Origin of the sequence: Streptomyces sp. R41 (assembly GCF_041053055.1) — a bacterium.
Classification (GTDB): domain Bacteria; phylum Actinomycetota; class Actinomycetes; order Streptomycetales; family Streptomycetaceae; genus Streptomyces.
Window position 1 is genome coordinate 159,697 of the sequence record NZ_CP163443.1, and the last position, 25,205, is coordinate 184,901.

General features: G+C 69.8%; 22 protein-coding genes and 1 pseudogene. 10 read left to right on the forward strand and 13 right to left on the reverse strand.

Annotated features, from left to right (window positions below; all coding sequences use genetic code 11):
- Positions 1-147 precede the first annotated feature (147 nt).
- Positions 148-369 (forward strand): annotated as a pseudogene (locus AB5J53_RS00895) (PhoU domain-containing protein); the annotation flags it as partial.
- 108 nt (positions 370-477) lie between these two features.
- Here AB5J53_RS00895 and AB5J53_RS00900 read toward each other — a convergent pair.
- The 9 genes from AB5J53_RS00900 to AB5J53_RS00940 form a co-directional block, all read right to left on the reverse strand.
- Positions 478-1,041, reverse strand: coding sequence for a hypothetical protein (locus AB5J53_RS00900; protein ID WP_369243726.1), 564 nt, complete (start codon positions 1,039-1,041; stop codon positions 478-480).
- 545 nt (positions 1,042-1,586) lie between these two features.
- Complete coding sequence (locus tag AB5J53_RS00905) at positions 1,587-2,015, reverse strand: pyridoxamine 5'-phosphate oxidase family protein (protein WP_369243727.1); 429 nt, start codon at positions 2,013-2,015, stop codon at positions 1,587-1,589.
- Between the two features lie 75 nt (positions 2,016-2,090).
- Complete coding sequence (locus AB5J53_RS00910) at positions 2,091-2,372, reverse strand: hypothetical protein (RefSeq protein ID WP_369243728.1); 282 nt, start codon at positions 2,370-2,372, stop codon at positions 2,091-2,093.
- A 30-nt stretch (positions 2,373-2,402) separates the two neighbouring features.
- A complete protein-coding gene (locus AB5J53_RS00915) occupies positions 2,403-4,361 on the reverse strand; it encodes a helix-turn-helix domain-containing protein (RefSeq protein ID WP_369243729.1) in 1,959 nt (652 codons plus the stop codon).
- 72 nt (positions 4,362-4,433) lie between these two features.
- The gene (locus tag AB5J53_RS00920; protein WP_369243730.1) at positions 4,434-5,465 is read right to left on the reverse strand and encodes a branched-chain amino acid ABC transporter permease; all 1,032 of its coding nucleotides are present in this window, start codon (positions 5,463-5,465) and stop codon (positions 4,434-4,436) included.
- Entirely contained in the window at positions 5,462-6,328 is an 867-nt protein-coding gene (locus AB5J53_RS00925) for a branched-chain amino acid ABC transporter permease (protein ID WP_369243731.1), read from the reverse strand. The genes AB5J53_RS00920 and AB5J53_RS00925 overlap by 4 nt, the downstream gene beginning before the upstream one ends.
- A gap of 77 nt (positions 6,329-6,405) precedes the next feature.
- On the reverse strand, positions 6,406-7,653 hold the full coding sequence (locus AB5J53_RS00930) for an ABC transporter substrate-binding protein (protein WP_369243732.1): 1,248 nt from the start codon (positions 7,651-7,653) through the stop codon (positions 6,406-6,408).
- 47 nt (positions 7,654-7,700) lie between these two features.
- The gene (locus AB5J53_RS00935) at positions 7,701-8,393 is read right to left on the reverse strand and encodes an ABC transporter ATP-binding protein (protein WP_369243733.1); all 693 of its coding nucleotides are present in this window, start codon (positions 8,391-8,393) and stop codon (positions 7,701-7,703) included.
- Entirely contained in the window at positions 8,386-9,144 is a 759-nt protein-coding gene (locus AB5J53_RS00940) for an ABC transporter ATP-binding protein (protein WP_369243734.1), read from the reverse strand. Before AB5J53_RS00940 ends, AB5J53_RS00935 begins: the two co-directional genes overlap by 8 nt.
- A 241-nt stretch (positions 9,145-9,385) precedes the next feature.
- Here AB5J53_RS00940 and AB5J53_RS00945 point away from each other — a divergent pair, with 241 nt between their 5' ends.
- From AB5J53_RS00945 to AB5J53_RS00955, 3 genes are all read left to right on the forward strand, one after another.
- Entirely contained in the window at positions 9,386-10,993 is a 1,608-nt protein-coding gene (locus tag AB5J53_RS00945) for a long-chain fatty acid--CoA ligase (RefSeq protein ID WP_369243735.1), read from the forward strand.
- An 82-nt stretch (positions 10,994-11,075) separates the two neighbouring features.
- Positions 11,076-12,437, forward strand: a complete 1,362-nt coding sequence (locus AB5J53_RS00950; protein ID WP_369243736.1) for a tannase/feruloyl esterase family alpha/beta hydrolase — start codon at positions 11,076-11,078, stop codon at positions 12,435-12,437.
- Between the two features lie 170 nt (positions 12,438-12,607).
- On the forward strand, positions 12,608-14,053 hold the full coding sequence (locus AB5J53_RS00955; RefSeq protein WP_369243737.1) for a PHB depolymerase family esterase: 1,446 nt from the start codon (positions 12,608-12,610) through the stop codon (positions 14,051-14,053).
- Between the two features lie 250 nt (positions 14,054-14,303).
- On the opposite strand, the gene AB5J53_RS00960 is transcribed toward AB5J53_RS00955, so the two are convergent.
- On the reverse strand, positions 14,304-15,995 hold the full coding sequence (locus AB5J53_RS00960; protein ID WP_369243738.1) for an acetolactate synthase large subunit: 1,692 nt from the start codon (positions 15,993-15,995) through the stop codon (positions 14,304-14,306).
- Between the two features lie 230 nt (positions 15,996-16,225).
- On the opposite strand from AB5J53_RS00960, the gene AB5J53_RS00965 reads away from it, so the two are divergent.
- Positions 16,226-16,963 carry a flavodoxin family protein gene (locus AB5J53_RS00965; RefSeq protein WP_369243739.1) on the forward strand — a complete coding sequence of 246 codons (738 nt, stop codon included), beginning with the start codon at positions 16,226-16,228 and terminating at the stop codon, positions 16,961-16,963.
- A gap of 186 nt (positions 16,964-17,149) precedes the next feature.
- On the opposite strand, the gene AB5J53_RS00970 is transcribed toward AB5J53_RS00965, so the two are convergent.
- On the reverse strand, positions 17,150-17,506 hold the full coding sequence (locus tag AB5J53_RS00970) for a peptidoglycan-binding protein (protein ID WP_369243740.1): 357 nt from the start codon (positions 17,504-17,506) through the stop codon (positions 17,150-17,152).
- A 1,077-nt stretch (positions 17,507-18,583) separates the two neighbouring features.
- Here AB5J53_RS00970 and AB5J53_RS00975 point away from each other — a divergent pair.
- Positions 18,584-19,063, forward strand: a complete 480-nt coding sequence (locus AB5J53_RS00975; RefSeq protein WP_369243741.1) for a hypothetical protein — start codon at positions 18,584-18,586, stop codon at positions 19,061-19,063.
- A gap of 331 nt (positions 19,064-19,394) precedes the next feature.
- Here the strand turns inward: AB5J53_RS00975 and AB5J53_RS00980 are convergent, their stop codons facing one another.
- Both AB5J53_RS00980 and AB5J53_RS00985 read right to left on the reverse strand, forming a co-directional pair.
- Positions 19,395-20,042 (reverse strand): TetR/AcrR family transcriptional regulator, encoded by a 648-nt coding sequence (locus tag AB5J53_RS00980; protein ID WP_369243742.1) that lies wholly within the window; start codon positions 20,040-20,042, stop codon positions 19,395-19,397.
- Positions 20,039-21,334, reverse strand: a complete 1,296-nt coding sequence (locus tag AB5J53_RS00985) for a PucR family transcriptional regulator (protein WP_369243743.1) — start codon at positions 21,332-21,334, stop codon at positions 20,039-20,041. The genes AB5J53_RS00980 and AB5J53_RS00985 overlap by 4 nt, the downstream gene beginning before the upstream one ends.
- A 185-nt stretch (positions 21,335-21,519) precedes the next feature.
- On the opposite strand from AB5J53_RS00985, the gene AB5J53_RS00990 reads away from it, so the two are divergent.
- From AB5J53_RS00990 to AB5J53_RS01005, 4 genes are read left to right on the forward strand one after another with little or no spacing between them, the layout of a single operon-like run.
- A complete protein-coding gene (locus tag AB5J53_RS00990) occupies positions 21,520-22,278 on the forward strand; it encodes an ABC transporter ATP-binding protein (RefSeq protein WP_369243744.1) in 759 nt (252 codons plus the stop codon).
- Positions 22,275-23,189 (forward strand): ABC transporter ATP-binding protein, encoded by a 915-nt coding sequence (locus AB5J53_RS00995; protein ID WP_369243745.1) that lies wholly within the window; start codon positions 22,275-22,277, stop codon positions 23,187-23,189. The genes AB5J53_RS00990 and AB5J53_RS00995 overlap by 4 nt, the downstream gene beginning before the upstream one ends.
- Positions 23,190-23,194: 5 nt before the next feature.
- On the forward strand, positions 23,195-24,076 hold the full coding sequence (locus tag AB5J53_RS01000) for a branched-chain amino acid ABC transporter permease (RefSeq protein WP_369243746.1): 882 nt from the start codon (positions 23,195-23,197) through the stop codon (positions 24,074-24,076).
- Complete coding sequence (locus tag AB5J53_RS01005; RefSeq protein WP_369243747.1) at positions 24,073-25,200, forward strand: branched-chain amino acid ABC transporter permease; 1,128 nt, start codon at positions 24,073-24,075, stop codon at positions 25,198-25,200. Before AB5J53_RS01000 ends, AB5J53_RS01005 begins: the two co-directional genes overlap by 4 nt.
- Positions 25,201-25,205 lie beyond the last annotated feature (5 nt).

A 25,205-nucleotide genomic window follows, 5' to 3' on the forward strand; every position in this document is an offset into this window, starting at 1 on the left:
CGGAATGGCACGGCCTTCCCCCTGTGCAGCACCGCAGTTCCTGCGGGGCCTGCTACCCGATCAGATCGGCGAGGACGTCGCCCAAACCAGCGGTCAGTGGACCTGATCTCTGGCCACGCATCGCAGGAATGCGGTCCTTCACCTGGGAAGGACGACGAACGCATGGACGAGCTGCACCGTATGCACTTGCAGCACATGGCGGACGAACAGTGGCAGCACAGTGTCGCGCCAGCAGTGGACGTCACGCTGGTCGGCCGCTACTACGAGCCGTTCGCCGACCATGCGGTGTCGGTGGCCCAACGCGTCGTCTGTCTGGTCACCAGTGAACGCCTTGACGAGGTGGCCATGGACGAGCCCATGATCACGTGACCTGGTCCGACCTCGCAGCCTGCACGTCGGGCAGTGCGTCGGAGTGGCCGCCGACAGCCGCCACGGTGCGCTTGCTGCACCAGTTCGGTGACGGCATCGGAACGGCCCTCACCCACGGGGCTGTTCATCCGGCGCGGCAGCGTCATGGTCATCGTGTGCGTTCCGCGCGATCGACCGGCCAACGTGCGTCCACGCCGGTTCGTCCGGGGTCTCGGGTCGGGAGCGCATCAATCCGTCGAGGTAATCGATCGCGTGTCGGGTGACGTAGCGGTCCGGATCCGGCGACTGCAGGTAGCGGCACACAAGGTCGTCATCGACCTCCTGACGCTGAAGGTATGCGGCCAGCGCGCCGACGAGCAGTTGGTTGTGCGCCAGAGCGTCGGTCAGGGCATACAGAACCAGCCGCTGCCACTCGTCCATGCAGGTCTTGTGGTGGCTGCCAAGTTGCTGGGCCCTGGCGAGGTACTTGCTGATGTAGCGGCAGTGGTAGGTGACGGCGGCCAGCAATTCCACCGGAACGGCGGAATCCGCGGAGCGCGGAGCCGGCACGGCCTTACGGGCCTGGCGTGCCGGCGGCAGAGCGTCGCGGATCTGCTGAAGACCTTCGGACTGCTCAGGCCCGCCGGGTTCCTCACTGCGTCGCACAAGGCGCTTTCGTGAGTATTGCGTCATGGTGGATGCCTCCTGCCGTTCCCACGATCTGGCGCTGCAGGTGGCAAGCCCAGCTCCTCGGAGCGGTGATTGACGCGGTGCGCCAAGGGCCTGCCTGTCCGCAGCAGTCGTGAGCTGCTGCGGCGCTCAACTGGGCACCGTCACAGCACCCAAGAGGCGGCACCGCCCAGTAAACGATGCGATCCTCCACCGGTTACGCCACATACCCCGCGCCGCGGCCGAGGCGGTCACGGAATCCGGCCGACAGGCTGTGGCCTGGCTGCTCCAAGCCCTCTCGGCGCGGCATGCGGCTGGTCGCCGGCGGCGGCGGTCGCCGTGCCCCCGCGGCCCCGTGAGGACTGGTCCAGCGCGCCCGACTCGCAGGGAACTTCAAGTAGTGCTGAAGGAACTTCGACTCGGCATGGTGCGACTCGTCCTGGCAGTCGTCGCCCCGGCTGCGTTCTCCTTGCCGGACTGAGCGCACATGGCACGTATGTGGCCGATGTGCTGCCCGGGCTGATCCTCGTGCCACTGGGAGGCGGCCTGGTCCTCGTCGGATCCACCGATTATGGAACCGTGCCCAGATCGGCGGTGATCCAGCGTTCCGGCCGCATACGGACCACGACGTGATCGGCAAGTTCCACCTCCGCCCATGCCACAAATCCGTCGAGTGCCTCACCAGAGAGGTAGCGGCCGGCCATCTCGCGATGGTGCGTGCTGGTCCCCTCAGTTACTTCAGCGACCGGCCCTTCGACCGACACGTACCGGGGCGTCGGCTCCGTGCGCTGGACCAGCAGGCTGAAGCGGCCCGCCGCTCTGATCAGCGTCATCTTCCGAGAGCCCGCGCCGGTGAGGATCCACGGCAGACCGCCGGGCTCGTACGCATACCAAATCGGAACCATCAACGGCCCGCGGTCGTCGCCTGCTGCGACGCCCAGCGCGGCTACATGCGGCTCAGCCAGAAAGCCTTCGCGTTCTTCGCGTGAAAGCGCCATGCGCCGACTGTAGGCCCAGCCACTGACAACGACTCCGCGAGAAACGGCAGCACACCGCCGTCATCTGACCCGCGATCACGACCCTCGACTTGCCTGGGAGATCCGAGCGAAAACGCCGAAGTCCGCCTGTCCGGCCACCTCCAGCGGGTTCCGTACCCATTTGGTCGCCGACATCCTCGCCGGCTCCTCGGAGCCGTAGAAGGCGACGCGCGCGTAATCCAGCCGTTCGCCGTCCTGGAAGTAGGTCTGGAAGACATCGCGCCAAGCCCAGCACTTCTTGTCGCCGATCGGCACCTGGAAGATCGACGGGGCCAGCGGGTGGACGCCGAAGGCCACTTCGGCGGAGCCCGAGGCCATCCGCTCGACAGAGTGCGCGCCGACCGTTGATCACGCGGCGGACAGCACCGTATGGATCTTGAGGGCGAGGTGGACCTGCAGCGCCTGGTCGCCATGGCGCCAGTGCGGGCCGAGCAGCGAGGTGACGCGGTCGATGCGCTGGTAGAGGGTGTTGACGTGGATATACAGCTCGGCAGCCGTGCGACCCAGGCCGGTGTCGCACGCGAAGTAGGTGAGCAGGGTGCGGGCGAGTTCGCCGCCGCGTGCGGTGTCGTAGTCGAGGACAGGGCCGATGGTGCGGCGCACGAAGCGCTGCAGCTCGTCGCGGCCCGTCTGATGGAACAGCAGGCCGTAGACGCCGAGTTGGCTGGGCGAGGCGCCTTCTCCGTCGCGGTCGAGCGCGAGCAGGACATCCAGGCAGCGGGCCGCGTCGTGGTGTGCCTCGACGATGGCGTCGACGCCGGGCGCAGCCGTCGCGGCGCCGACGGTGACCGGGCTGTCCACGGCCCGTGACAAGTGGTCGGCCAGGCTGCGGGCTGCCTCGTCCGGGTCCGGGTCCTGCGGCAGGAGGACGACGGTGTCGCCCCGGTATTCGCCCGCGAGACCCCGGGCATGGGCGGCGTACGAGGCGGCGGCATCCGCGATGCGCCGTCGGTGGGTGCTGTCGCGACAGCGGGCGGCGAACACCGTGTGCGGGCGGTGCAGGTCGAGGCCCACCAGGGTGGCCCGGCGCCGCAGGCCTTCCCGGTTCCGGTGCGGGGAGCCGAGGAGGTCCTCGAGGATCTCGCCGCGCAGCCGGTGCTCGGCCTCGGCGACGGTGCGTTCGCTGAGCAGCATCAGCGCGGTGACGAGCGCCGCGCGCTCCAGGGACCGCACACCTGACGCGTCCAGGTGGTCGCGGACGAGCAGCAGTACGCCCAGGAGTTCGCTGCCGGCGACGATGGGGGTGGCGCACGCGGCGGACCCGTCGGCGCCGGCCGGGATACGTCGGGTGCGGCGGGCGTCCGTGCTCAGCACCCGGGCGTCACGGACGGCGTGGGCGGCCGGGCACGGATCCGGGAGCGTCCCTTCGTTGCGGGCCTGTTCGACCAACGGGTCGTCGCCGGCGGCGGCCATGGTGCGGCCGCGAGGGTCCAGCACAAGGATGCTGCCGCCGAGGACTTCGGCGAGGGTCTGCGCCACGTCGGCCATCCCGCCGCCGTCGAGAACGATGGTCGTGAGCCGCTCGTGCAGGGCGGCGGCGCGCTCGATCGATTCGCTGTGGGCGCGGATGACGCCGTTGGCTTCGGTGAGTTCGTCGACGGCTCGGCGGACGTCCTGGAAGAGGGTGGCGTTCTCGATGGCGATGGCGGCGTGGTTGGCGAGTGAGACCAGCAGGGCCACTTCGTGGTCGGAGAAGGGGCGGACCCGGCGGTTGGCGGCGAACAGGACGCCGATGACGTTCTCGCCGAGTTTGAGGGGTACTCCCTGGATGGAGATCAGTCCCTCGCCGCGCACGATGTCGTCGATGCTGTGCTCGAAGCGCAGGTCGGCGAAGTAGTCGGGGGTGTTGTAGGGAACCGCTGTCTTGGCCACGAGCCCGCCGAGGCCCGCGCCCATGGCCAGCCGGGCCTGTTTGAACGCGTCCGTGCGGATTCCGTCGGTGACCCGCATGTAGGTGTCGCCGCGTTGGCTGTCGTTGAGCATCAGATAGGCCACGTCGGTGCCGAGCAGGCCGTGAGCCCGGCGGACGATGGCCTGGAGCACGGCCTCCAGATCACGCAGTGAGGACAGGTCGCCCGCGGTCTCGTAGAGCGCACCGAGCTCGGCCTCCCGGCGCCGGCGCTCCTCCAGGCGTGTGCGTACCTGCAGGGCGTCGTCGACCAGCGGGGCCAGCCAGGGCCGGTCCTGCTCGGGGCATCGCTCGAGGAGGGCTTCGTATTCGCTGTGTGCGGCGTCCTCGCGCAGCAGGCGCAGCAGGCGCGCCGCAGGCTCCACATCGGCCCGACTGTGTGCGGTCGTCGAGTGCACGGATGCCTCCTGGGTGTTCCGGTACGCGTTCCCGCCTGCGATGTTCGCCGTCCCGGCCTGGTCTGCACAGATCTACGACGACACCGGCTGCGACGAGTCGTCGTTGTCGTGTTCCAGATGTGGTTCCGGGTCGGGTGTCGGGGAGCCGGTACGGGGGCGCAGCGCGTGCGCGAGCGTGCCCCACACTCCTCGGCGGAAGAGCAGGACGACGACGATGAAGACGCCGCCGGTGACCAGGCCGGTCTCCTCGAAGCCGGAGGTGGACAGCCAGTCCTCCAGGCGGACGATGGCGCCGGCGCCCAGCAGGCTGCCCCACAGCGTGCCCATGCCGCCCAGGACCGTCATCACGACGACTTTGCCGGAGGTCGTCCAGTACACCTCCTGCAGCGAGGCGAAACCGTGGTTGACCGCGTACAGTCCGCCCGCGAGGCCCGCCAGGAACGCGGAGACGGTGAAGACGACGAGCTTGTAGCGGTCGGCGGGATAGCCCAGGGCGCGGGCACGGGCGGGATTGTCGCGCACGGCGGCGATCACCCGGCCGAACGGGGAGTGGGCGATCCGCCAGGCCGCGGCGAGGCCGAGCAGCACCACTGGCAGGGCCGCGTAGTAGAACACGAACGAGTCCGACAGGTCGAAGCCCGGCAGGTCGCGGGGAATTCCCTGCAGACCGTTCTCGCCGCCCGTGACATCGCCCCATTGATTGGCGATGAAGTACACCATCTGCGCGAACGCGAGGGTGACCATGGCGAAGTAGATGCCACTGCGCCTCACCGCGAGGAACCCGATGGGCAGGGCGAGCAGCGCGGCCGCCCCGGCGCCGCCCAGGACGGCCACGTAGAACGGCAGTCCGCTGTGGAGGGCGATCAGTCCGGTGACGTACGCCGAGCTGCCCCAGAACGCCGCGTGGCCGAAGGACAGCAGTCCGGCGTGACCGAGCAGCAGATCGAAGGCGACGGCGAACAGTCCCCAGCACAGGATGTCCGTGGCGACCGGCGGATACAGGCTCCAGGGCAGGCCGAGGGCGACCAGCAGTCCGGCGGTGAGCAGGCCCCACCGGATCCAGGCCGGGCGGCCGTGCAGCTTGTCGAGGAGGGCGAGGATCATGCGTGTTCCTCCTTGCCGAAGAGTCCGGCGGGCCGGACCAGCAGCACGACGGCCATCAGCAGATAGACCGAGGTCTGGGAAAGGACGGGGACGTAGAGGTTGCCGAGCGCCTGGAGCATGCCGATGGTGAATCCGGCGAGCACCGAGCCGAAGACGGAGCCGAGACCGCCGATGACGACGACCGCGAACACCGTGATGATCAGGTCGCTGCCCATGCCTGTGTTGACCGCCCGCATGGGTGCGGCGAGCACCCCGGCCAGGGCCGCGAGCCCGACGCCGAAGCCGAAGACCGGCGTGACCCAGCGTCCGGTGTCGATGCCGAACGCCCGGGTGAGCTCGGGCCGTTCGGTGGCCGCCCGCACGATGGTCCCGATCCGGGTGCGGGTGAGCAGCAGCCACACGGCCAGGCAGAGAGCGACCGAGACGGCCAGGACGAACACCTGGTAGCGCGGGAAGTCGAAGAGGCCCAGGTCCATCGAGCCGGTGAAGGGACCACGCTCGTACGGCTGGGAGTGCGCGCCGTACTTCATGCGCAGCAGGTCCTGGCAGACCAGTGCGACGCCGAAGGTGAGCAGGAAGTTGTAGAGCGGGTCGAGAGCGGTCAGGCGGCGGATCAGCAGCCGTTCGAGGAGGGTGCCGGTGACGGCGAGGGCGAGGGGGACGAGCAGCAGGGCCCACCAGAAGCCGAGCCCTGTGGTGTCGGCGAGGGCGACCGCGCCGAACGCGCCGAGCATGTAGAGCGCGCCGTGGGCGAAGTTCACCACGCGCAGCATGCCGAAGATGACCGCGAGGCCGAGTGCGAGCAGGGCGTAGAAGCTGCCGCTGACCAGCCCGTTGAAGGCCTGTTGGAGGAACGAGGTCATGGGTGGGTCCTGTCTTCGGCCGGTGGCCTGCCCGTCGGGCTCCGTCGTGCGGCGGGCGGGCCACCGGGCCCTGGTGGTCAGCTGAGGTGGCAGTCGGGGGAAGGCTTGTCGAATGCCTCGGCCGCGGGGATGGTCTTGACCGGCTCGGTGTAGTCACCGGTCTCGCTCGCCTTGGCCGGGTCCTTGACCTTGGCCAGGTAGGCATCGTGGACGACGCGGTGGTCCTCGGCCCGGACGGTGGCGTTGTGGGCGAAGAAGTCGCTGAACTTGGTGCCGTCCAGTTCCTTCGAGACGTCGGCCGCCTTGTCGCTGCCCGCCTTCTGCGCGGCCTCCAGATAGTGCGTTGCCGCCGAGTAGTCGGCCGCCTGGACGAAGGTGGGCCGCTGTCCTGTGCGTTCCTTGAACCGGTCGGCCCAGGCCTGTGCCTTGGCGTCGACGTTCCAGAACCAGGCCGTGGTGAACATCGTGCCGGCCAGTTTGGCTGCGCCGATGGCCTTGATGTCGCTGTCGAAGAGCAGGCCGATGGCCAGCTCGATGCCCTTGTCCTTCAGTTTGAACTGCTGGTACTGCTTCACGACGTTGGCCAGATCACCGCCGGCCTGCAGGGCTCCGAGCACGTCCGGCTTCGGCTTCAGGCGTGGTGCCTTGAGCAGGAAGGTCGAGTAGTTGTCGCTGGGGAACGGCGTGGGGTCCTTGGCTACGATCTTGCCGCCCGCGCCCGCGATGGCCGTCTCGAACTTCTTCTGCATGTCCTGCCCGAAGGCGTAGTCCGGGTAGATCGTGTACCAGTTCTTGCCGCCCTGTGCGGTGACCGCGGCGCCGGTGCCGTGCGCCAGCATGTAGGTGTCGTAGGCCCATTCGTAGGTGTACGGATTGCAGGTCTTGCCCGCGAGTTCCGTGGTGGCGGCGCCGGTGTTGAAGTACAGCTTCTTGGCCTGGCCGGCGACGGTCTGCACGGCGAGCGCCGCCGACGAGGTCGGTACGTCGAAGAGCGCGTCGGCCTGCTTGCGGTCGTACATCTCCCGGGCCTGGGTGTTGGCTATCTCCGGCTTGTTCTGGTGGTCGGCCTTGATGACCTCAATGTTCTGGGTGACCGCCTTGTCGCCGTACTTCTTCTTGAAATCGTCGACGGCCATCTGCACGGCCTGCACCGAGTTCGGACCCGCGATGTCCGCGTACACGCCGGACAGGTCGGTGAGTACACCGAGCACGATCTTGTCGTCGCTGACCTTCCCGCCGCCCGAGCTCGGTCCGCCGCCCCCGCAGCCCGCGAGCAGTGCCCCCGCGGCGGCTGTGGCCACGACCGTCGACAGCCTGTGCTTCATTCCATCCTCCTGATGCGTACGTCCCGAATGAGCGGGGTGAGGGGGTGTCACAGTCCGAGATAGGCGAGGAGTTCGCCCTCGCGCCGGCGTACGTCGGCGTTGTCGAGCGACTCGACGACGCGGCCCTGCGCGAGGAGGTAGTGGCGGTCGGCGACGGTGGAGGCGAAGCGCAGGTTCTGCTCCACGAGCAGCACCGACACTCCGTGCTCCTTCGCCCCGCGCAGAATCTCGCCGATCTGCTGCACGATCACCGGAGCCAGGCCCTCGGTCGGTTCGTCGCACAGCAGGACGCGTGCGCCGGCGCGCAGGACCCGGGCGAGCGCGAGCATCTGCTGTTCACCGCCGGAGAGCTTGCCGCCGGGGAAGCGCCGGCGTGCGGCGAGCACCGGGAAGGCGTCGTAGATCCGGGTCAGTGGCCACGCGGAGCGCGGGGCGGCCGGCGGGAGGGTCAGGTTCTCCTCGACGGTCAGGCCCGCGTAGATGCCTCGGTCGTCGGGCACGTAGCCGAGGCCGAGCCGGGCCCTGCGGTGCGGGGGTGCCGCCGTGATGTCGCGGCCCGCCAATGCCACTCGGCCGGTCATCTCACGGTGCAGGCCCATGGCGCAGCGCAGCAGGGTGGTCTTGCCCGCGCCGTTGCGGCCGACGAGGGTGACGACCTCGCCCTCGCCGACGCGGAGGGACACCTCGTCCAGGGCCGTGGCCTCGCCGTACCGGGCGCTGAGGTCCTTGATCTCAAGCACGATCGGCCCCCAAGTACGCCTCGACGACGCGTGGATCGGTCTTGACCCGGTCGTAGGGGCCCTCCACGAGCACTTGACCGCGCTGCAGGACCGTGACGGTGTCGGCGAGCGAGCCGACGACACTCATGTTGTGCTCGACCATCACCACGGTGCGTCCTTCGCGGATCTGGTCGACGAGGGCCACGGTGCGGTCGATGTCCTCCAGGCCCATGCCGGCGGTCGGCTCGTCGAGCAGCAGCAGCGCGGGGTCGAGGGCGACGGCGAGTGCCAGTTCCAGGGCGCGCTTCTGGCCGTAGGGAAGGTTTCCGGCGGGCCGGTCGGCGAGGTGCGCGAGCCCTACGTCGCCGAGGAGTTCCAGGGCCCGGCCGGCGAAGCGGCGCATCAGTTTGTCCGTGCGCCAGAACCGGTGGCCGAGACCGGTGCCGGACTGGAGCGCGAGCTCGACGTGCTCCCTCGCCGTCATCTGCTCGAAGAGGCTGGTGACCTGGAACGAGCGGGCGACGCCGAGGCCGGCGATACGCTCCGGGGGCTGCCCGGTGATGTCGTGTCCGTCGAAGGTGATGCGCCCGCCGGAGGGCTTGAGAAATCCCGTCAGCAGGTTGAACAGGGTTGTCTTTCCTGCTCCGTTGGGGCCGACGAGCGCGTGGACCGTGCCCTCGGCGACGCGCAAGTCCACCGCGCTCACGGCGCGGAATCCCTGGAACTCCTTGGACAGGCCTTGCGTGACCAAAATGGCGCGCGGTTGTCTCATGACGCCTCGGATGCGCAGGGGATGCACCGGCGGATGCCGATGTGGGGCAGACGTTAAGTTCGGCCATGAGCAGGGGCTACGGAGAGAATCTCCACAAGCCGCCCCTGCGCGGGTGTGGGTTTTCTCCCTCACCGCTTCGCGCCGCCCGGCGCAGATGTGGGTACTTGCTCCACTGAGGTGCGGAACGGTGTGGAGTCTTCCTCCGTCGCTACGGTCCCGCACCGCGGTGACGATGTGCGCCATGGCGATGATGGAGACCCCGCTCAACACCTGGCTGCTGTTCGGCCGCGCCCCGCGCTACTTCCCCGACACCGAGGTGGTCACGCGACTTCCGGACGGCCGTGTGCATCGTTACACGTACGCCGAATTCGCCTGCCGCGCCCAGCAGTTGATGCATGCTCTGGATGCCCTCGGTCTGGCGCCGGGTGACCGGGTGGCCACCCTCGCCTGGAACGGCTACCGGCACCTGGAGGCCTACTGGGCCGTGCCCTGCACCGGGCGCGTCCTGCACACCCTGAACCTGAGGCTCTCCCCCGAGGACCTGGCGTACGTCATCGGCCACGCGGACGACCGTGTCGTCCTGGCCGATCCCGATCTGCTGCCCCTCCTGGAGAAGGTGCAGGAACGGGGCGGCCTCGCCGGCGTGCGGCATGTCGTCGTGCTCGGCGACGAGGTGCCCGACACCGCGCTGCCGGGGGTGGTGGCGTATGAGGAGCTGATCGCCGGACTGCCGGACACATACGCCCCCCGCGACATCGACGAACGGTCGCCGCTCGGTCTGTGCTACACCTCCGGCACCACCGGACGCCCCAAGGGCGTGCTCTACACCCACCGTTCGACCGTGTTGCATGCCATCGCCGCGTCCTCGCAGGCCGCCATGTCCATCGGCCCCGGTGACTGCGTGCTGCCGGTGGTGCCGATGTTCCACGCCAACGCCTGGGGCGTCCCCTACACCGCCACTCCGTACGGTGCCAAGCAGGTGTTCCTCAGCGGCTCGCTGGATCCCGCGGCCCTGGTCGAGCTGATGGCCGCCGAGCGGGTCACGGTCGCCGCCGGTGTGCCCACGATCTGGATGGCGGTCGCCGACGAGATCGCCGTCCGCGGCGGGCTGCCCTCACTGCGGCATCTGTTGTGCGGCGGGGCCCGTCCGCCACGTGCCCTGATCGAACGCTACCGGCGCGACTTCGGTATCCCTCTGGTGCAGGTGTGGGGCATGACCGAGACCTCGCCACTGGCCAGCCTGGCGTGGCCGAAGGAACGGATGCGTGACTGGGACGAGGATCGGATCACCGACGCGGTGCGCACGCGGGCGGGCCTCCCGCTGCCCGGCGTGCAGATGGACATCCGCGACGAGATGGGCAACTCCCTGCACTGGGACGGCATTTCGATGGGTGATCTGCTGGTGCGCGGCCCGTGGATCGCCGATTCCTACCTGGGCGGCGAGGGTGCCGCCCAGTTCACCGAGGACGGCTGGTTCCGTACCGGGGACATCGCCGTCGGCTCACCGGACGGCTATGTCGTCATCGCCGACCGCGCGAAGGATCTGATCAAGTCGGGCGGCGAGTGGATCTCCTCGGTGGACATGGAGTCGGCCGTCATGGCCCTGCCCGAGGTCGCCGAGGCCGCGGTGATCGCCGTCCCCGACGACAAGTGGCAGGAGCGACCGCTGATCTGCGTCGCCCCGCGCCAGGGCGCCACCGTGACCCTCGAAGGCGTACGGGCTCACCTCGAGGCCGCAGGCTTCGCGCGCTGGCAGCTCCCGGACCGTATCGAGGTCGTGGAGGCCATCCCTCGCACCGGAGTCGGCAAGTTCGACAAGAAGGCGCTGCGCGCCCGCTTCGACTCCTGATCCTCAAGCACCTCTGTCCGAAGCCGCTGCTCGGGCAGCTCGCGACCCTTTTCCCCCTTCTCCCCCGCCCGGAGGCCGAACCATGCACCTCAGACGCCCCCTCACCTTGTTGTCCGCCGTGCTCCTGTCGACGGCGGGAGTGTCCGCGAGCGCCACGGCGGACGCGGCGCACCCCTGCGCCGGCCAAGCCCACATCGCCGTACCCGGCGCGGAGTTGCAGACCACGGCCTGTCTGCCCGACATGACCACGGCCGCGACCGCCGGTACCGCCTACACCGACCCCGCGGACTGGGCCTCACTCGCCGCGAAGGGCACCAAGAACCCCACCGGCGTCCCCGGCATCCAGGTCGACGGCTACTTCCCCGACTCCTCGCACCTCAACAAGACCCACGGCTGGAACCACGACTCACAGTTCGTCATCCGGCTGCCCGAGCACTGGAACGGCGGCCTCGTGGTGACCGGCGCGCCCGGGACGCGCAAGCAGTACTCGCTGGACACGCTGATCTCCGACTGGGTCATCGCCCAGGGCTACGCCTTCGCCTCCATCGACAAAGGCAACAGCGGCCCCGACTTCTACACCGACGGCAAGCGGCCCGGTGACGCGATCGCGGAATGGAACCGCCGCACCACCGAGCTGACGCGCGCCGCGAAAACCGTCGTCCGGCAGGCTTACGGCCATCACCCGCGCCGCACGTACATGACCGGCATCTCCAACGGCGGCTATCTGACCCGCTGGCAGCTGGAGAACCACCCCGAACTGTACGACGGCGGGGTCGACTGGGAGGGCGCGCTCTGGACGCCCGACGGGCCGAACCTGCTCACCTATCTGCCGACCGCGGTCGACTACCAGGCGGGCCGGGCCACCCACGCCGACATGATCGCCGCCGGATTCGCCCCCGGCACCGAGTTCCTGTGGCCCTACCACGAGGCGGCCTACTGGGGCCTGACGCAGAAGGTGTACCGCGCCGAGGTCGACCCTTCGTACGACCCGAAGTGTCCCGGGGCGTCGGCCGGTTCGACGACGGCCGAGATCCTCGCGCCCTGCGCGTCGGACGCCTCGTACGACTACGCGTCGCGGCCGCTCTCCGTGCGCCGGGCGGTCGAGCGGATCTCGCTCACCGGCCGGATCGGCAAACCCATGCTCACGCTGCACGGCTCGCTCGACGCACTCCTGCCGATCGCGACCGACTCGGACGTCTACACGCGCATGATCGACGACAGCCACCGCGGCCGTCTGCACCGCTACTACACGATCGAGGGCGGCACCCACGTCGACGGCCTGTACGACACCTATCCGGACCGGCTCCGCCCGATCCTGCCCTGCTACCGCTCCGCCTTCGGCGCCCTCACCGACTGGGTCGAGCACCGGACGGCCCCGCCGGCGAGCGGCGCCGTACCCAGGCCCGCATCCGGCGACCTGGTCAACTCCTGCGTGCTGCACTGACGTCGACGTCATGCCCAGTGGAGGCGGCCGACACCCGCGGTGATCGAGATGTGTGGTCCGCCTCCGCTGGCGGGCGGCCGCCGCGGTTCTACGGTGCAGCGGACCGCCCGCTCCGGAGGGACGACCGGGGCGGCGTCCGCCCCCCCATCCCCTCACCACGGGAGGACCGCATGTCGGTTCGTGACCGCGCCCGTATCTCCTGCTGGGCCGGGCTGCTGGCTCTGCTCCTCGCCCTGCTCGCCGTGCCGCAGAGCGCATCGGCGGCATCGCTCACCCAGGTGACCGGCTTCGGCTCCAACCCCGGCAACCTGTCGATGTACACGTACGTCCCCGACAACCTGCCGTCCGGCGCTCCGGTCGTCGTGGCGCTGCACGGCTGCACCCAGAGCGCGAGCGACTACTACAGCCACTCCGGCTGGCCCAAGTACGCCGACACCTACGGCTTCGCGCTGGTCTTCCCGCAGACCTCCAGCGCCAACAACGCCAACTCCTGCTTCAACTGGTACCAGTCCGGGGACTACACCCGCGGCCAGGGCGAGGCCCTGTCCATCAAGCAGATGGTCGACTACGCCAAGTCCCAGTACGGCAGCGACCCCGCCCGCGTGTACGTGACCGGGCTGTCCGCCGGCGGCGCCATGACCTCCGTGATGCTCGCCGACTACCCCGACGTCTTCGCAGGCGGGTCCATCGACTCCGGCATCCCGGCCGGCTGCGCCACCGATCTCAGCAGCGGACTCACCTGCCAGTACAACCCCGTCAGCAAGACCCCGCAGCAGTGGGGCGATCTCGTCCGCAGCGCATCCGGCGGCTGGAGCGGACCCTGGCCGCGGGTCGCCGTCTGGCACGGCTCCGGCGACTCGACCGTCAACCCCGCCAACGCCACCGAGTCCCGCGACCAGTGGACGAACATCTGGGGCATCGGCCAGACCCCGTCCTCGACCACCACGCTCACCGGCGGCACCACCCAGGCCGTCTACAACGACGCCGACGGCAAGCCCGCCGTGGAGACCTTCACCGTCTCCGGCATGGCACACGGCCTCGCCGTGAACCCCGGCTCCGGAACCGACCAGTGCGGCACGACCGGCACGTACTACCTCAACTACATCTGCTCCAGCTACTACACGGCGAAGTTCTGGGGCCTGGACAGCACCTCCGGCGGTGGCACCGGCAGCCTGCCCGCGCCCAGCGGTCTGAAGGTCACCGGCACCACGGACACCAGCGTCTCGCTGTCGTGGAACGCCGTCGGCGGCGCCGCGTCCTACAACGTCTACCGCGGCGGCACGAAGACGGGCTCGACGACCTCCACCTCGTACACGGACACCGGGCTCGCCTCCGGCACCGGATACAGCTACACCGTCGCCGCCGTCGATTCCTCGGGCAGAGCCGGTGCCACCTCGACGGCCGTGCCGGCGACCACGACCGGCTTCCAGCCGCAGTGCTTCACGGCAAGCAACTACCACCAGGTCGCCGCGGGCCGCGCCCACCAGAGCGGCGGCTACACATACGCCAACGGCTCCAACCAGAACATGGGCCTGTACAACACCTTCACCACCCACACCCTCGAAGAGACCTCCACCGGCTACTACGTCATCGCCGACTCCGGCTGCCCCGCCTGATCAGGCACGTCCCTGCTCACCGCGTTGCCGTCGGTGAGCAGGGGTACGGCCGGGCGCCGCGATTCATCGCGCAAAGCCGCCGCAGACCAGGCCTGGCCGCCGACGCAGTCGGATTCGGGCGTGCACAGAAGGCAGACGGCTGCCGCCCTATCGGAGCTCACCGGCATCGTTCGCCGCTTCCAGCCCGGCGGCAGTGCCGTCCTGCGTGTGTCACGGCGTGGCCGAGGCGTGCCGATCGGCGCTCGATGGTTCAGAAAGGACCGTGCAGGGCGCCCAGTTTGTCGGTCAGGCGCAGGTTCTCGGAGTAGTCGACCGGGCAGGCGATCACGGAGACGGCGTCGTCGTCCAGAGCGCGTCGCAGCACGGGCAGCAGCTCGTCCGCGGACTGGATCGCGTAGCTCCGGGCACCGAAGCTCTCGCCGTAGGCGACCAGGTCCGGGTTGGTGAACCGGGTATGACTGTGGCGGCCGAGCTCGAGCTCCATTTTCCAGGTGATCAGGCCGTACTCCTCGTCGACCAGGACGAGGACGACGAGGGGGACCCGTTCGCGGACGGCGGTTTCCAGTTCCTGGGAGTTCATCAGGAACGAGCCGTCGCCCATCAGGGCCAGCACCCGTCTCTCCGGCCGGGCGAGCTTGGCGGCGATCGCGCCAGGTAGGGCGAAACCCATGGTGGACAGGCCATTGGAGACGAGACACGTGTCCGGTTCGTACGCCGGGTACAGCCGGGCCATCCACATCTTCCCGGCGCCCGTGTCGGCGAGCACGATGTCGGCGCGGTCGAGCGCGGCGCGGACGTCGGCCACCACCCGCTGAGGGACCAGCGGGAAGGCGTTGTTGTCGCGTCCGTACTGGAGTTCCTCGGCGAGCAGCGACCGGATCTTCTCACCGGCCCCCGTGTCCCAGGTGAAGCCTTCGGGCAGGGCCGCGGCGAGCGAGTCCAGCGCCTGGGAGGGGTCGCCTTTGACGCCGACCGAGACCGGGTAGTGCGCGTCCACCTCGGCCGGAAACTGGTGCACGTGCAGGATGCGCTTGTCGCCCTGCGGATTGATCCTGGCCGGGTCGAATTCCTGGATCTCGTAGCCCACGCACACCAGCACGTCGGCTGTGTCGAAGCCGAAGTTGCTGTAGTCGTGGCGCATGAAACCGATCGCGCCGAGCGCGTTCGGGTGGTCGTCGGGGAAGACGCCCTTGCCGTGGAACGTGGTCGCGACCGGGATGTTCAGTCGCTCGGCGAACTGTACGAGGGCCGCCGAGGCGCCGGCCCGGGCGGCGCCATGACCAGCGAGCACGACAGGGTTCCGAGCCGCTGCCAGGACCGCGGCGGCCCGAGCGATCTGGGAGGGTGACGGCGCGTCGGCGCGGACCGTGTCGATCTGCAAGGGGGTGAGCGGCTTGTCAGGGCGTGCCGCTTCAATGTCCTCCGGAACCGCGAGGAATACGGCGCCGGGGCGTTCGCTCTGCGCGGTCTTGAACGCCTTGCGCACCATCTCCGGCACCGCGTCGGGACAGTGGACGCCGGCCGCCCATTGAGTGACGGGAGCGAACATCGACACCAGGTCGATGACCTGGTGGGACTCCTTGTGTATCCGGCGCAGGGAGCCCTGGGCGGCCAGGGCCACCAGTGGCGTGCTGTTGGTCGTCGCGTCCGCGGTGCCGAGCAGCAGATTGATCGCACCGGGCCCCAGCGTCGCCGAGCACACCCCCGCCCGGCCGGTCAGCCGCCCGTGGATCTCCGCCATGAACGAGGCGGCCTGCTCATGACGCACCAGTACATACCGGATCCCGGAATCGTTCAGCGCGTCGACGAAGCGGATGTTCTCCTCGCCGGGGATCCCGAAGACATACTCCACGCCTTCGGCCTTCAGACAGCGCACCAGCAGATGCGCGACGTCCTCCACGGCCGGCGTGCCCGGTGACCGCACGGACCGTTCTGTGTCCATGGGGCGAACGTAGATGCCTCGCGGACCGCCGGCCACTCATCGGCAGCCGACCGGGGCCGATGGGTGTCCGATGCCCGGACGCAGCTCCCGGGCGCCGCTCCCGGCCGCGAAGACGGCGCGCGGTTTCGTTCGAAGGCACTGCTGTGGCGGTTGCCGCGGCCCGGCCACACGATGGACGCGCATGCGCCGCCGTGAATGGCACGGCGGCCTGGTCTCCACAGGAGGACCGTGTGACCGCTTCGTCACCCGCCGCCGACGCACCACCGGCCCGCTACGACGACCTGCGCGCCCTGGTGATCAACTGCACCCTCAAACGGTCGCCCGAAAAGAGCAACACCCAGGGGCTGATCGACCGCAGCACGGCCATCTTGGACGCACAGGGCGTCCAGGTCGACGTCGTACGGGCCGTCGACCACGACATTGCCATCGGCGTCTGGCCCGACATGACGGAACACGGCTGGCAGACCGACGCCTGGCCGCGAGTGTACGAGCAGGTCATGGCGGCCGACATCCTCGTGCTGGCCGGCCCCATCTGGCTCGGCGACAACAGCTCCGTGATGAAGCAGGTGATCGAACGCCTCTACGCCTGTTCCAGCCTGCTCAACGACGCGGGCCAGTACGCCTATTACGGACGGGTCGGCGGCTGCCTGATCACCGGCAACGAGGACGGCGTCAAGCACTGCGCCATGAACGTGCTCTACAGCCTGCAGCACCTGGGCTACACCATCCCTCCCCAGGCGGACGCCGGCTGGATCGGCGAGGCGGGACCCGGCCCGTCCTACCTAGACCCCGGTTCGGGCGGCCCCACGAACGACTTCACCAACCGCAACACCACCTTCATGACCTGGAACCTGCTGCACCTGGCCCGGGCCCTGAAGGACCTTGGCGGCATTCCCGCCTACGGCAACCAGCGCACCGCCTGGGACGCCGGCTGCCGCCACGACTACGAAAACCCCGAGCACCGGTAGGCCTGATCCCGGCCAGTGCGGTGACCGTCTGGGTTCACCCGGTTCGGCGATAGTTCCTGGGCGTCCGGCGGGACGGAAGCTGTGTTGAACGTGCGTCCGGTGCGGTGCCTTGTGGCCTTGGCAAGGTGATGCAGGTCGTGCGTCAGCGGTGCGGTCAGGTCGTCGTCACCCCCGGGCTGCCGGCCGCTACTTGGTGCGCAACATGAGAGCGTGGCGAGTGTTGTCGCCGTAGACGCCGGTCTCGTCGCCGCGGATGCCATACCACTTCTGGAATCTGGCCACGGCCTGCCGGACCTCCTCGTCGTATCGGCCGTCGATCGCGCCGCCGTCGTAAATGTTCGGGACCTGAAGCAGACGTACCTGCAACTCGTAGACTCCATGGCCGCTGTCGCCCTGGCGCAGCACGCCCGTGCCCGGGATCTCGGGAAGCGAGGGAGCCGGGGTGTCGGGCAGTGGCTGGTCCAGCCGCCCAGCCGGCGGGGAGGGGGCCTCCGGTACGGAGTTGTTGACCAGCAGCGAGGAGGCGAGCAGCAGTCCGCTCACGGCGCCCAACCCGAAGACTCCGGCGACACGGGTCTCCCGCCGGTCGGTGAAGCGCCGCCATCCTTGGCTTCTCTTCGCGTGCGCGCGGACGGGTGGCGGTGACGCCCCCGGCGGGGCGAGGAGTTGGTCCGGCTGTGGGACCGGGCGATGAACCGGGTGTTGAGTCGAGCGTTGCGAGGTGGCCGACCGAGTGGCGTCCGGGCGCGGACGGGTCCCACGACGCGCGCCCGCGTGTTGAGGGGTTGGGGTCAGGGAGGCTGGGGCCCGGGGGGTCACCGGCGGCGCGGCGTGCGTCGTGCCTTCGCCACGCGCCGTACCCGTCGGCGAGGGTGGAAGAGTCTCCGGATCCGCCTCCCGCACCCACAGCGGCTCCACGACTACCGGCTGCTGAACATTGACCTGACGTGCGCCACCGGTCGGCAGTGGCTGCACGACAGACGCCGGGACGCCGTGCGGTCGATCCGGATCGGGGTCGGGCTCATGCCTTAACCGCTGTGTCCATCGGGTCAGGGGTTGGGACGGGGTCGTGCTCGGGGTCGGATCAAAGAAGCCTGCGTCCCTCGCCGGCTCATTGTGGCGGCCCCACGACGGCGGCGGCGGTATCTCGGCCCACTCCTGCGGCTCGTCGAACGCGTAGAGGTCGGCGCGTGCGGCGTCCAAGGCGTCCAGCACGGCCTGGAAGGAGTCCCGCACCTCGTGCGCGACATCAGGACCTGAACCGGGAGCTCGCTGTGGTTCGGTGTCGTTGAGGCCCACCGGCAGTCCTCCTCAACCATGTCAGCCATGCATGTGCAAGGTCATGTCCCGTGCCCCCAGGGACAGTTCCGTGACGGGAAGCTCAGCCGCACGACCAGGCCACGCCCTGTTGTTTCGTTGTCATGCGATACGCAGCCCGTGCGACCTTGTCTCAACCGTCTGCCGCGACACAGACCACATTCCGCAATGGCCGCGCGGAGTTGACCGCCTGCCCCACTACGCCGGGACAGGCTCCTGAACCCTCCCTGTCCCGGGGGACCAAGTGGGAAGCATCAACTCAGTTGCCAACGCACCCGCAGCTCGGTCGGCGCAGAAGGCGTCGTGCGTGCCGCACGCACCGCTCACGGCAAGAGCTATGGACTGGTCAAGGCCGCGGTCCGGATCCTGCACGCACCGCGGGCTTACGCCCAGGGCATCTTCGCCCGGCCGGACAGCTTCGACGCCGTGGTGCGCTACTCGAACGGACTGGGCCATCTGCGGGCCGACTCTCTGCTGGGAGCAGCCTGCGGAATGGGGATCAAAGTGTTCGGAGTGCCCGGCCGCTCACTGCCGCACGACGAGGCGGAGGCGACGACGTTCGACCTCAACCTGATCAACAACCGGGTGTTCTTCGCCAACCGGCTGCGGCAGTGGCTTGCGGACTTCCTCACCCGCGAGGGGACGCTGGAACGGGACGAATGGCTGTGGGACGAGCTGTTCGCCATGATGTCGTTCACCCAGGTCCCGCGGAAGAACCTGCTCTCGTACACCTACGGACAGCGGCGGCAGGAGCCGGCCGCCAGCGCCGAACTCCTCGGCTGACCCGCCGGTCGCCGACGGCCGACACCGCGGTCGGCAGGTCGGGCGCGAACGGTCGGCAGGTCAGGCGGGCACAGCCGGCAGGTCGGGCGGCATCGCGGCCGCGATGCTGACCCGCTGACCCGCTGACCCGCTGACCCGCTGACCCGCTGACCCGCTGACCCGCTGACCCGCTGACCGATTGTCAGACCCGCCTGGGCGAGGGCCCGCACCGGGGGCCGTCGAGCGGAACGGTTTCGCCCGGCCGGAGCACCGCCCGGTCCGGGCTCCGCGGAGAAGGCGGCGCGGCATGTGCTGTACCGCCACCTTGGGCCGGCGGGCCGGTGCCGGATGTTCAACCGGGCGACGCAGACAAGTGAGACAAGATGCCGCACACCTCGTCCACGATCTCCCGTACCTCCGCCTCGTCCGCGCAGTCGCCGAGTTCCCGCGCAGCCCCTCCGATGACCGTGGTCAGCACGATCACCCGTACCCGGCCCGCGCGACGCCGCTCGTCCACCTCAAGGAGCCGGGCGTTGCGCCGCACCCAGGCACGGTCCCACTGCCGCCGCAGCGCGTCGAAGCCCGCCGGGCCGTCGTTCTCCACGAGCAGCCTGCCGATACGGCGGTTCTCCCAGGCACCCTCCAGGTAGGCCCTCGCTCCCTCCACGAAGAGGGCGATCGGGTCTTCCACCCCGCGGCCTCGCGCCTCGGCCAGCACTCCTGCGGTCCGGCGTTCCTGTTCCTCCCGGAACTCCTCCCACAACTCCAGGTACAGCCCCCTCTTGCCACCGTAGTGATGGAAGAGACTGCCCACGGGGATGCCGGAGCGCGCCGCGATCTCGGTGGGGCTGGCGTCGGCGTAGCCGCGCTCGGTGAACACCTCCAACGCCGCGTCCAGCAGCGCGCGCCGGGCCGAGTGGTCCGTCGCGGCAGGAATCCCCTGCACGGCCGGCCGCAGTCGTGCGACCTCGTTCCGTGCCGGCTCAACGGTCTCGCTCACCGCCTGTCCTCGCCTTCTTGGGCCCCGTCGCGGATGGCGAGGGCGACCAGCAGTTCCAGGAGGTCCGCGATCCGGCGGGGATTGCGGCCGGTGCGTTCCTCGATCCGGCGCAAACGGTAGTGCGCCGTGTTGTGATGCACGCGCAGCCGGTCGGCGGCCAGGCGAAGGTTCAGGTCCGCGTCGGCGAACGCCCGTACCGTGTCCGCCAGCGTGTCGCCGCGCCTGCGGTCCTCCTCCAACAGCGCGCTCACGCGTGGATCGACCAGCTGACGGGCGATGTCGTCGGCGCGCAGCACCAGGTAGTCGAACGGGGACAGCCGGGGCAGCGCCGCCACTCCGCCTCCGGACGGAACCAGTTCGAGCGCTTCCCGTGCCTCCTGATGGGCACGCGGCAGTTCGGACGCGCCCCGGGCGACCGTGCTGATGCCCATGGACAGCACGATCCCCTCCCGGGCGAGCCGCTGCTGCATGGCATCGAAGTGCGCGCACACGTCTTCTTCGTCCATGCCCGCGCGCACCATGGGCACGGCCACCACCTCACCGTGGCGCACCACCACCAGGGTTCTGCTGGCCCAGACACCCGCGACACTGATCGCCGCACTGGTGGCATAGCCGTTCTCGGCCGACACCGTGTCCCCGGTGCGGTTGTCGCGGACACAGGCCGCCACGACCACCATCATCGGTGAGTGGGGCCCGATGCCGTACGCCTGCGCCGCGGCGAGCAGGGGGCCGCGTGTCGGCGCCACACCCGCCAGGAGCTGCTCCAGGAGGTCTCTGCGCTCCCGGTCCGCGTCCGCCACGACATGCTGCTGGTACTCCACATAGGCCTGCGCCGCATGCGTACTGGCGAAGTCCACGTACCGCATCAACGGTGTGACGAGGGACAACGCGGCCTCCTGCGCCGCCGGTGAGGTACCGGCGCATTCCAGCAGCGCGTCCCAGAAGACCTGCCGGCCGACCCGGAAGGCGCTGATCCAGTCCTCGAGGGCGAACCCCGCGCGTGCCCTGCGCATGGCCGCCGCGCGGCTGAAGACCAGGTCCTCCGGCGCGATGTCCCCCTCACCGGCCAGTACCGTCAGTTTGATCCTGTAGTGCGACAGGACCTGGTCCCGTACGTCGTCGAAGAACCGCTCGTCCTGCACCGCGTACGAGGGGATCTCCCCGCGCATCACCGCCACGGCGGTGTCCGCCACCTCCTCGACCCGGTCGTGCACGGCGCGCAGGATCCGCCGCCGCTCCTGTCGAAGCGGTTCGGGCAGAGCGGGGGTGCCGACGACCAGCGCACGAGGCATGCCGCAGATCGTGTGCCGCGTCCTCGTCTCCCGTCAACAGCTCCGGCCGGGATGCCCCCGAACTGTTCGCGGCGCACAGTCCACCGGTCGCGAAGTTGGGTTCTCGCACCCAATGTGCGCCAAGAAGGCGCCCCCCTACTGTGACGCTCGCCCACCCCCCAGGGACCTCGGAAAGGGCGTCACACATGCTCGCGGTCGACGGTATCACCGTGCGCTTCGGCGGGATCACGGCTCTGGACGGCGTCGCGTTCGCCGTCGAGGCCGGCACCGCCGTGGGGCTCATAGGGCCCAATGGAGCCGGAAAGACGACGTTGTTCAACTGCCTCACCCGGCGCTGCGCACCCGATGCCGGAACGGTGCGGTACGAGGGCGGGGACCTGCTCGCTCTCGCGCCGCACGCCGTGGCCGGCCGCGGCATCGCCCGCACCTTCCAGAACCTGGGCCTGTTCCCACGGCTCACGGTCCGGGAGAACGTCATGGTCGGCGCGCACAGCCGAGGTCGCGCGGGACACCTCGCCGCCGCGCTGCGGCTCCCCCGCGTCCGACGGGAGGAGGCGCAACTGCGCGACCAGGCGGATGAGTTGCTGCGCCGGCTGGACCTGGAGGACGTAGCCGACCAGCCCGCCTCCGGACTGCCGTTCGGCACGCTCAAGCGCGTCGAACTGGCCAGGGCACTGGCGGTGCGACCCCGACTGCTGCTGCTGGACGAACCCGTCAACGGACTCAGCCACGGCGAGGTCGACGCGTTCGCGGACCTGGTGCGCGCCGTGCGCCAGGACTTCGACCTCACGCTCCTGGTGGTCGAGCACCACATGGGTTTCGTGATGGGCCTGTGCGACCGGGTGGTGTGCCTCGACTTCGGGCGCAAGATCGCCGAGGGCCCGCCGGAACAGATCCAGCGCGACCCCGGAGTCATCGAGGCGTACCTGGGGGTGGCTGCATGAACGACCACACCTCCGACCGGCCCGAGGACAGCGTGCCAGGGACGGATCCGACGGGCCAGGACCACCCGGCCGAAGAGCACGTCGCCGCCACCGCGAAGAGCGCCCCGGAGGGTCACGGGGCCGGGCACACCGCGGCCGGGGAACCGGCCGAGCCGGACTTCCTGTGCGTGTCGGACCTGCACGCCGGATACGGCCAGGCCCGCGTGCTGCAGGGCCTCGACTTCTCCGTCGCACGGGGAGAGGTGTGCGCGATCCTGGGGCCGAACGGCGCGGGCAAGACCACGACCCTTCGGGCCCTGTGCGGCATGGTCCGCGGCCGCGGCTCCGTGACGCTCAACGCTAGGCAACTGCTGGGCCGCTCCCCCGAGCAGGCCGCGAGGCTCGGCGTGGCGCACGTGCCCGAGGGCCGGGGCACCTTCAACGACCTGACCGTCGAGGAGAACCTGCGCGTCGGCGCCCACCTGCGCACCGGCGTCCTGCGTCGCGGCAGAGACGAGCGCGCGGCCGTGGCGGCCGACCTGCAGCGGATCTACGCCTACTTCCCCAGGCTCCGCCAGCGCACCCGCCAGGCCGCGGGCAGTCTCAGCGGCGGCGAGCAGCAGATGCTCGCCATCGGCCGGGCGCTGATGCTGCGTCCCGCCCTGCTTCTCCTCGACGAGCCGTCCCTGGGACTCGCACCCCTGGTCACACGCGAGCTGTTCGAGATCGTCCGTGCCGTCAACGAGGAGGAACGCACCACTGTGGTCGTCGTCGAGCAGAACGCCAAGCTCGCGCTGGACATCGCGCACCGGGCCCACGTGCTGGAGGCCGGCCGCCTGGTGCTGTCCGGCCCGGCCCGGCAGATCCGTGAGGACGGGCAGGTCGCCGAGGTGTACCTCGGAGTCTCCGTCCGCTCCCGGCAGGGTGGGTGAGCATCGTGACCGAACTTCTCCAGCAGGTGGTCGAGGGCATCGGGGCCGGCGCCGTCTACGCCAGCCTGGCTCTCGCCCTCGTGCTGATCCACCGCTTCACGGGAATCGTCAACTTCGCCCAGGGTGAGCTCGCCATGCTCTCCACGTACGTGGCCTGGCAGTTGATGGCGTCCGGCATGCCGTTCTGGCTGGCGCTGCCGGTCACCCTGGTGGTGTCCTTCATCGGCGGCATGCTGGTGGAGCGGGTGATCATCCGGCCCGTGGAGGGCGCCCCCGAACTGACCGTCGTCATCGTCACGGTGGGCCTGTTCATCTTCGTCAACGCGGCGGCCGGCCTGATCTGGTCGTTCACCGTCAAGGACTTCCCGCAGCCGTTCCCCGACGGCGGCATCGACCTGGCCGGGGTCAGCGTCGACTGGTCCACCCTCGGGATCATCGGCGTGGTGGCCGCCGTGATGGGACTGCTGTACGTGCTCTTCCAGCACACCTCGGTCGGCCTGGTCATGCGGGCGGTCGCCGCCAATCCCGCGTCCGCACGGCTGTCGGGCATCCGCGTCGGCCGGGTGCTGATGCTCGGCTGGGGCCTGGCCGCGACGGTGGGCGCGGTGTCGGGCGTACTCGTAGCCCCGCTGCTCTTCCTGGAGCCCAACATGATGGGCGGGGTCCTCATCTACGCGTTCGCCGCGGCCACCCTCGGCGGCTTCGACAGCCCGGTCGGCGCGGTCGTCGGCGGTCTGCTCGTGGGCATTGCCGAGACGCTGGCCGGGGCGTACGTGGATGTCGTCGGCGCCGACCTCAAGATCGGCGTACCGCTGGTGATCATCCTGGCGGTGCTGCTGGTGCGGCCCCAGGGCCTGTTCGGACGGGCGGCGGTGGAGCGGGCATGAGCACGAGTACGAGCACGAGCACGAGCACCGGGATCCTCCGCGCCGACGGCGCCCGCGCCGGGCGACTGCGGGCTCTCCTGACCGTCCTGGCCGCGGTGGCGGCCGCCGTCGCCGCACCGTTCTACTTCGCCCCCTTCCAGGTCTTCCAGCTGACCATGGTGCTGCTGTACGCGGTGGCGCTCGCCGGACTGAACCTGCTGGTCGGATACGGCGGGCAGATCTCCCTGGGGCACGGCGCGTTCTTCGCGGCCGGGGCCTACACGGCGGCGGTCATGCTCGACCGGTTCGACACCGGCCATCTGGCCACGCTTCCGGTGGCCGCCGCCGGATGCTTCCTGCTCGGCCTGGGCTTCGGCGTGCCCGCACTGCGGCTGAGCGGGCTGTATCTCGCCCTGGTCACCCTCTCCTTCGCCGTGTTCCTGCCGCCGCTGCTCAAGCGGCTCGAACCGGTGACGGGCGGCTCCATGGGCCTGACCGTGGACAAGCTGCAGCCGCCCGCGTGGAGCGGACTGGCCGAGGACCAGTGGACGTACTTCCTCGTACTCGCCGTCGCCGCGGTGGCGCTGCTGGTCGCCCGCAATCTGCTGCGGTCGCGAGTGGGCCGTGCGCTGCTCGCCATCCGGGACAACGAGAGTGCGGCGGAGGTGATGGGGGTGCGGCTGTCTCTGCACAAGACCCTCGCCTTCGCGTGGAGCGGGATGTTCGCGGGCGTCGCCGGCTGCCTGTACACGTGGGTGATCGGCTTCGTCTCACCCGACTCCTTCAGTTTCGTGCTGTCCATCACGCTTCTGGCGGGTCTGGTGGTGGGCGGACTGGCATCGCTGTACGGACCGCTGCTCGGCGCCGCGTTCGTGATGTTCGTGCCGAACGTGGCGCAGGACCTCAGCGAGGCCGCACCCGGTGTGGTCTTCGGACTACTGATCATCGCGGTGATGTACATGGCCCCGACAGGACTGGCCGGTCTGGTGGGCCGCGTCCTGAGCGCGGCCGCCCGTCGCCTCTCCCGTACCAGCACCCCCGACCTGACGCAGTCCCCCGGGCCCGCCCCGTCCGCGCCCCTTGCCGATCCCGCACCGCCCGAAGCCGAACCCGTGGGCGCACCGCCCCGCACGGAAAAGGAATGAATCGC

Excerpts from the sequence above, each read along its gene's own strand:
- AB5J53_RS00955 (WP_369243737.1), top strand. The coding sequence starts at position 12,608 with ATGTCGGTTCGTGACCGCGCCCGTATCTCCTGCTGGGCCGGGCTGCTG.
- AB5J53_RS00995 (WP_369243745.1), top strand. The coding sequence starts at position 22,275 with ATGAACGACCACACCTCCGACCGGCCCGAGGACAGCGTGCCAGGGACG.
- AB5J53_RS00900 (WP_369243726.1), bottom strand. The coding sequence starts at position 1,041 with ATGACGCAATACTCACGAAAGCGCCTTGTGCGACGCAGTGAGGAACCC.
- AB5J53_RS00940 (WP_369243734.1), bottom strand. The coding sequence starts at position 9,144 with ATGAGACAACCGCGCGCCATTTTGGTCACGCAAGGCCTGTCCAAGGAG.
- AB5J53_RS00960 (WP_369243738.1), bottom strand. The coding sequence starts at position 15,995 with ATGGACACAGAACGGTCCGTGCGGTCACCGGGCACGCCGGCCGTGGAG.
- AB5J53_RS00925 (WP_369243731.1), bottom strand. The coding sequence starts at position 6,328 with ATGACCTCGTTCCTCCAACAGGCCTTCAACGGGCTGGTCAGCGGCAGC.
- AB5J53_RS00985 (WP_369243743.1), bottom strand. The coding sequence starts at position 21,334 with ATGCCTCGTGCGCTGGTCGTCGGCACCCCCGCTCTGCCCGAACCGCTT.
- AB5J53_RS01005 (WP_369243747.1), top strand. The coding sequence starts at position 24,073 with ATGAGCACGAGTACGAGCACGAGCACGAGCACCGGGATCCTCCGCGCC.
- AB5J53_RS00920 (WP_369243730.1), bottom strand. The coding sequence starts at position 5,465 with ATGATCCTCGCCCTCCTCGACAAGCTGCACGGCCGCCCGGCCTGGATC.
- AB5J53_RS00945 (WP_369243735.1), top strand. The coding sequence starts at position 9,386 with ATGGCGATGATGGAGACCCCGCTCAACACCTGGCTGCTGTTCGGCCGC.
- AB5J53_RS00990 (WP_369243744.1), top strand. The coding sequence starts at position 21,520 with ATGCTCGCGGTCGACGGTATCACCGTGCGCTTCGGCGGGATCACGGCT.
- AB5J53_RS00930 (WP_369243732.1), bottom strand. The coding sequence starts at position 7,653 with ATGAAGCACAGGCTGTCGACGGTCGTGGCCACAGCCGCCGCGGGGGCA.
- AB5J53_RS00950 (WP_369243736.1), top strand. The coding sequence starts at position 11,076 with ATGCACCTCAGACGCCCCCTCACCTTGTTGTCCGCCGTGCTCCTGTCG.
- AB5J53_RS00905 (WP_369243727.1), bottom strand. The coding sequence starts at position 2,015 with ATGGCGCTTTCACGCGAAGAACGCGAAGGCTTTCTGGCTGAGCCGCAT.
- AB5J53_RS00910 (WP_369243728.1), bottom strand. The coding sequence starts at position 2,372 with ATGGCCTCGGGCTCCGCCGAAGTGGCCTTCGGCGTCCACCCGCTGGCC.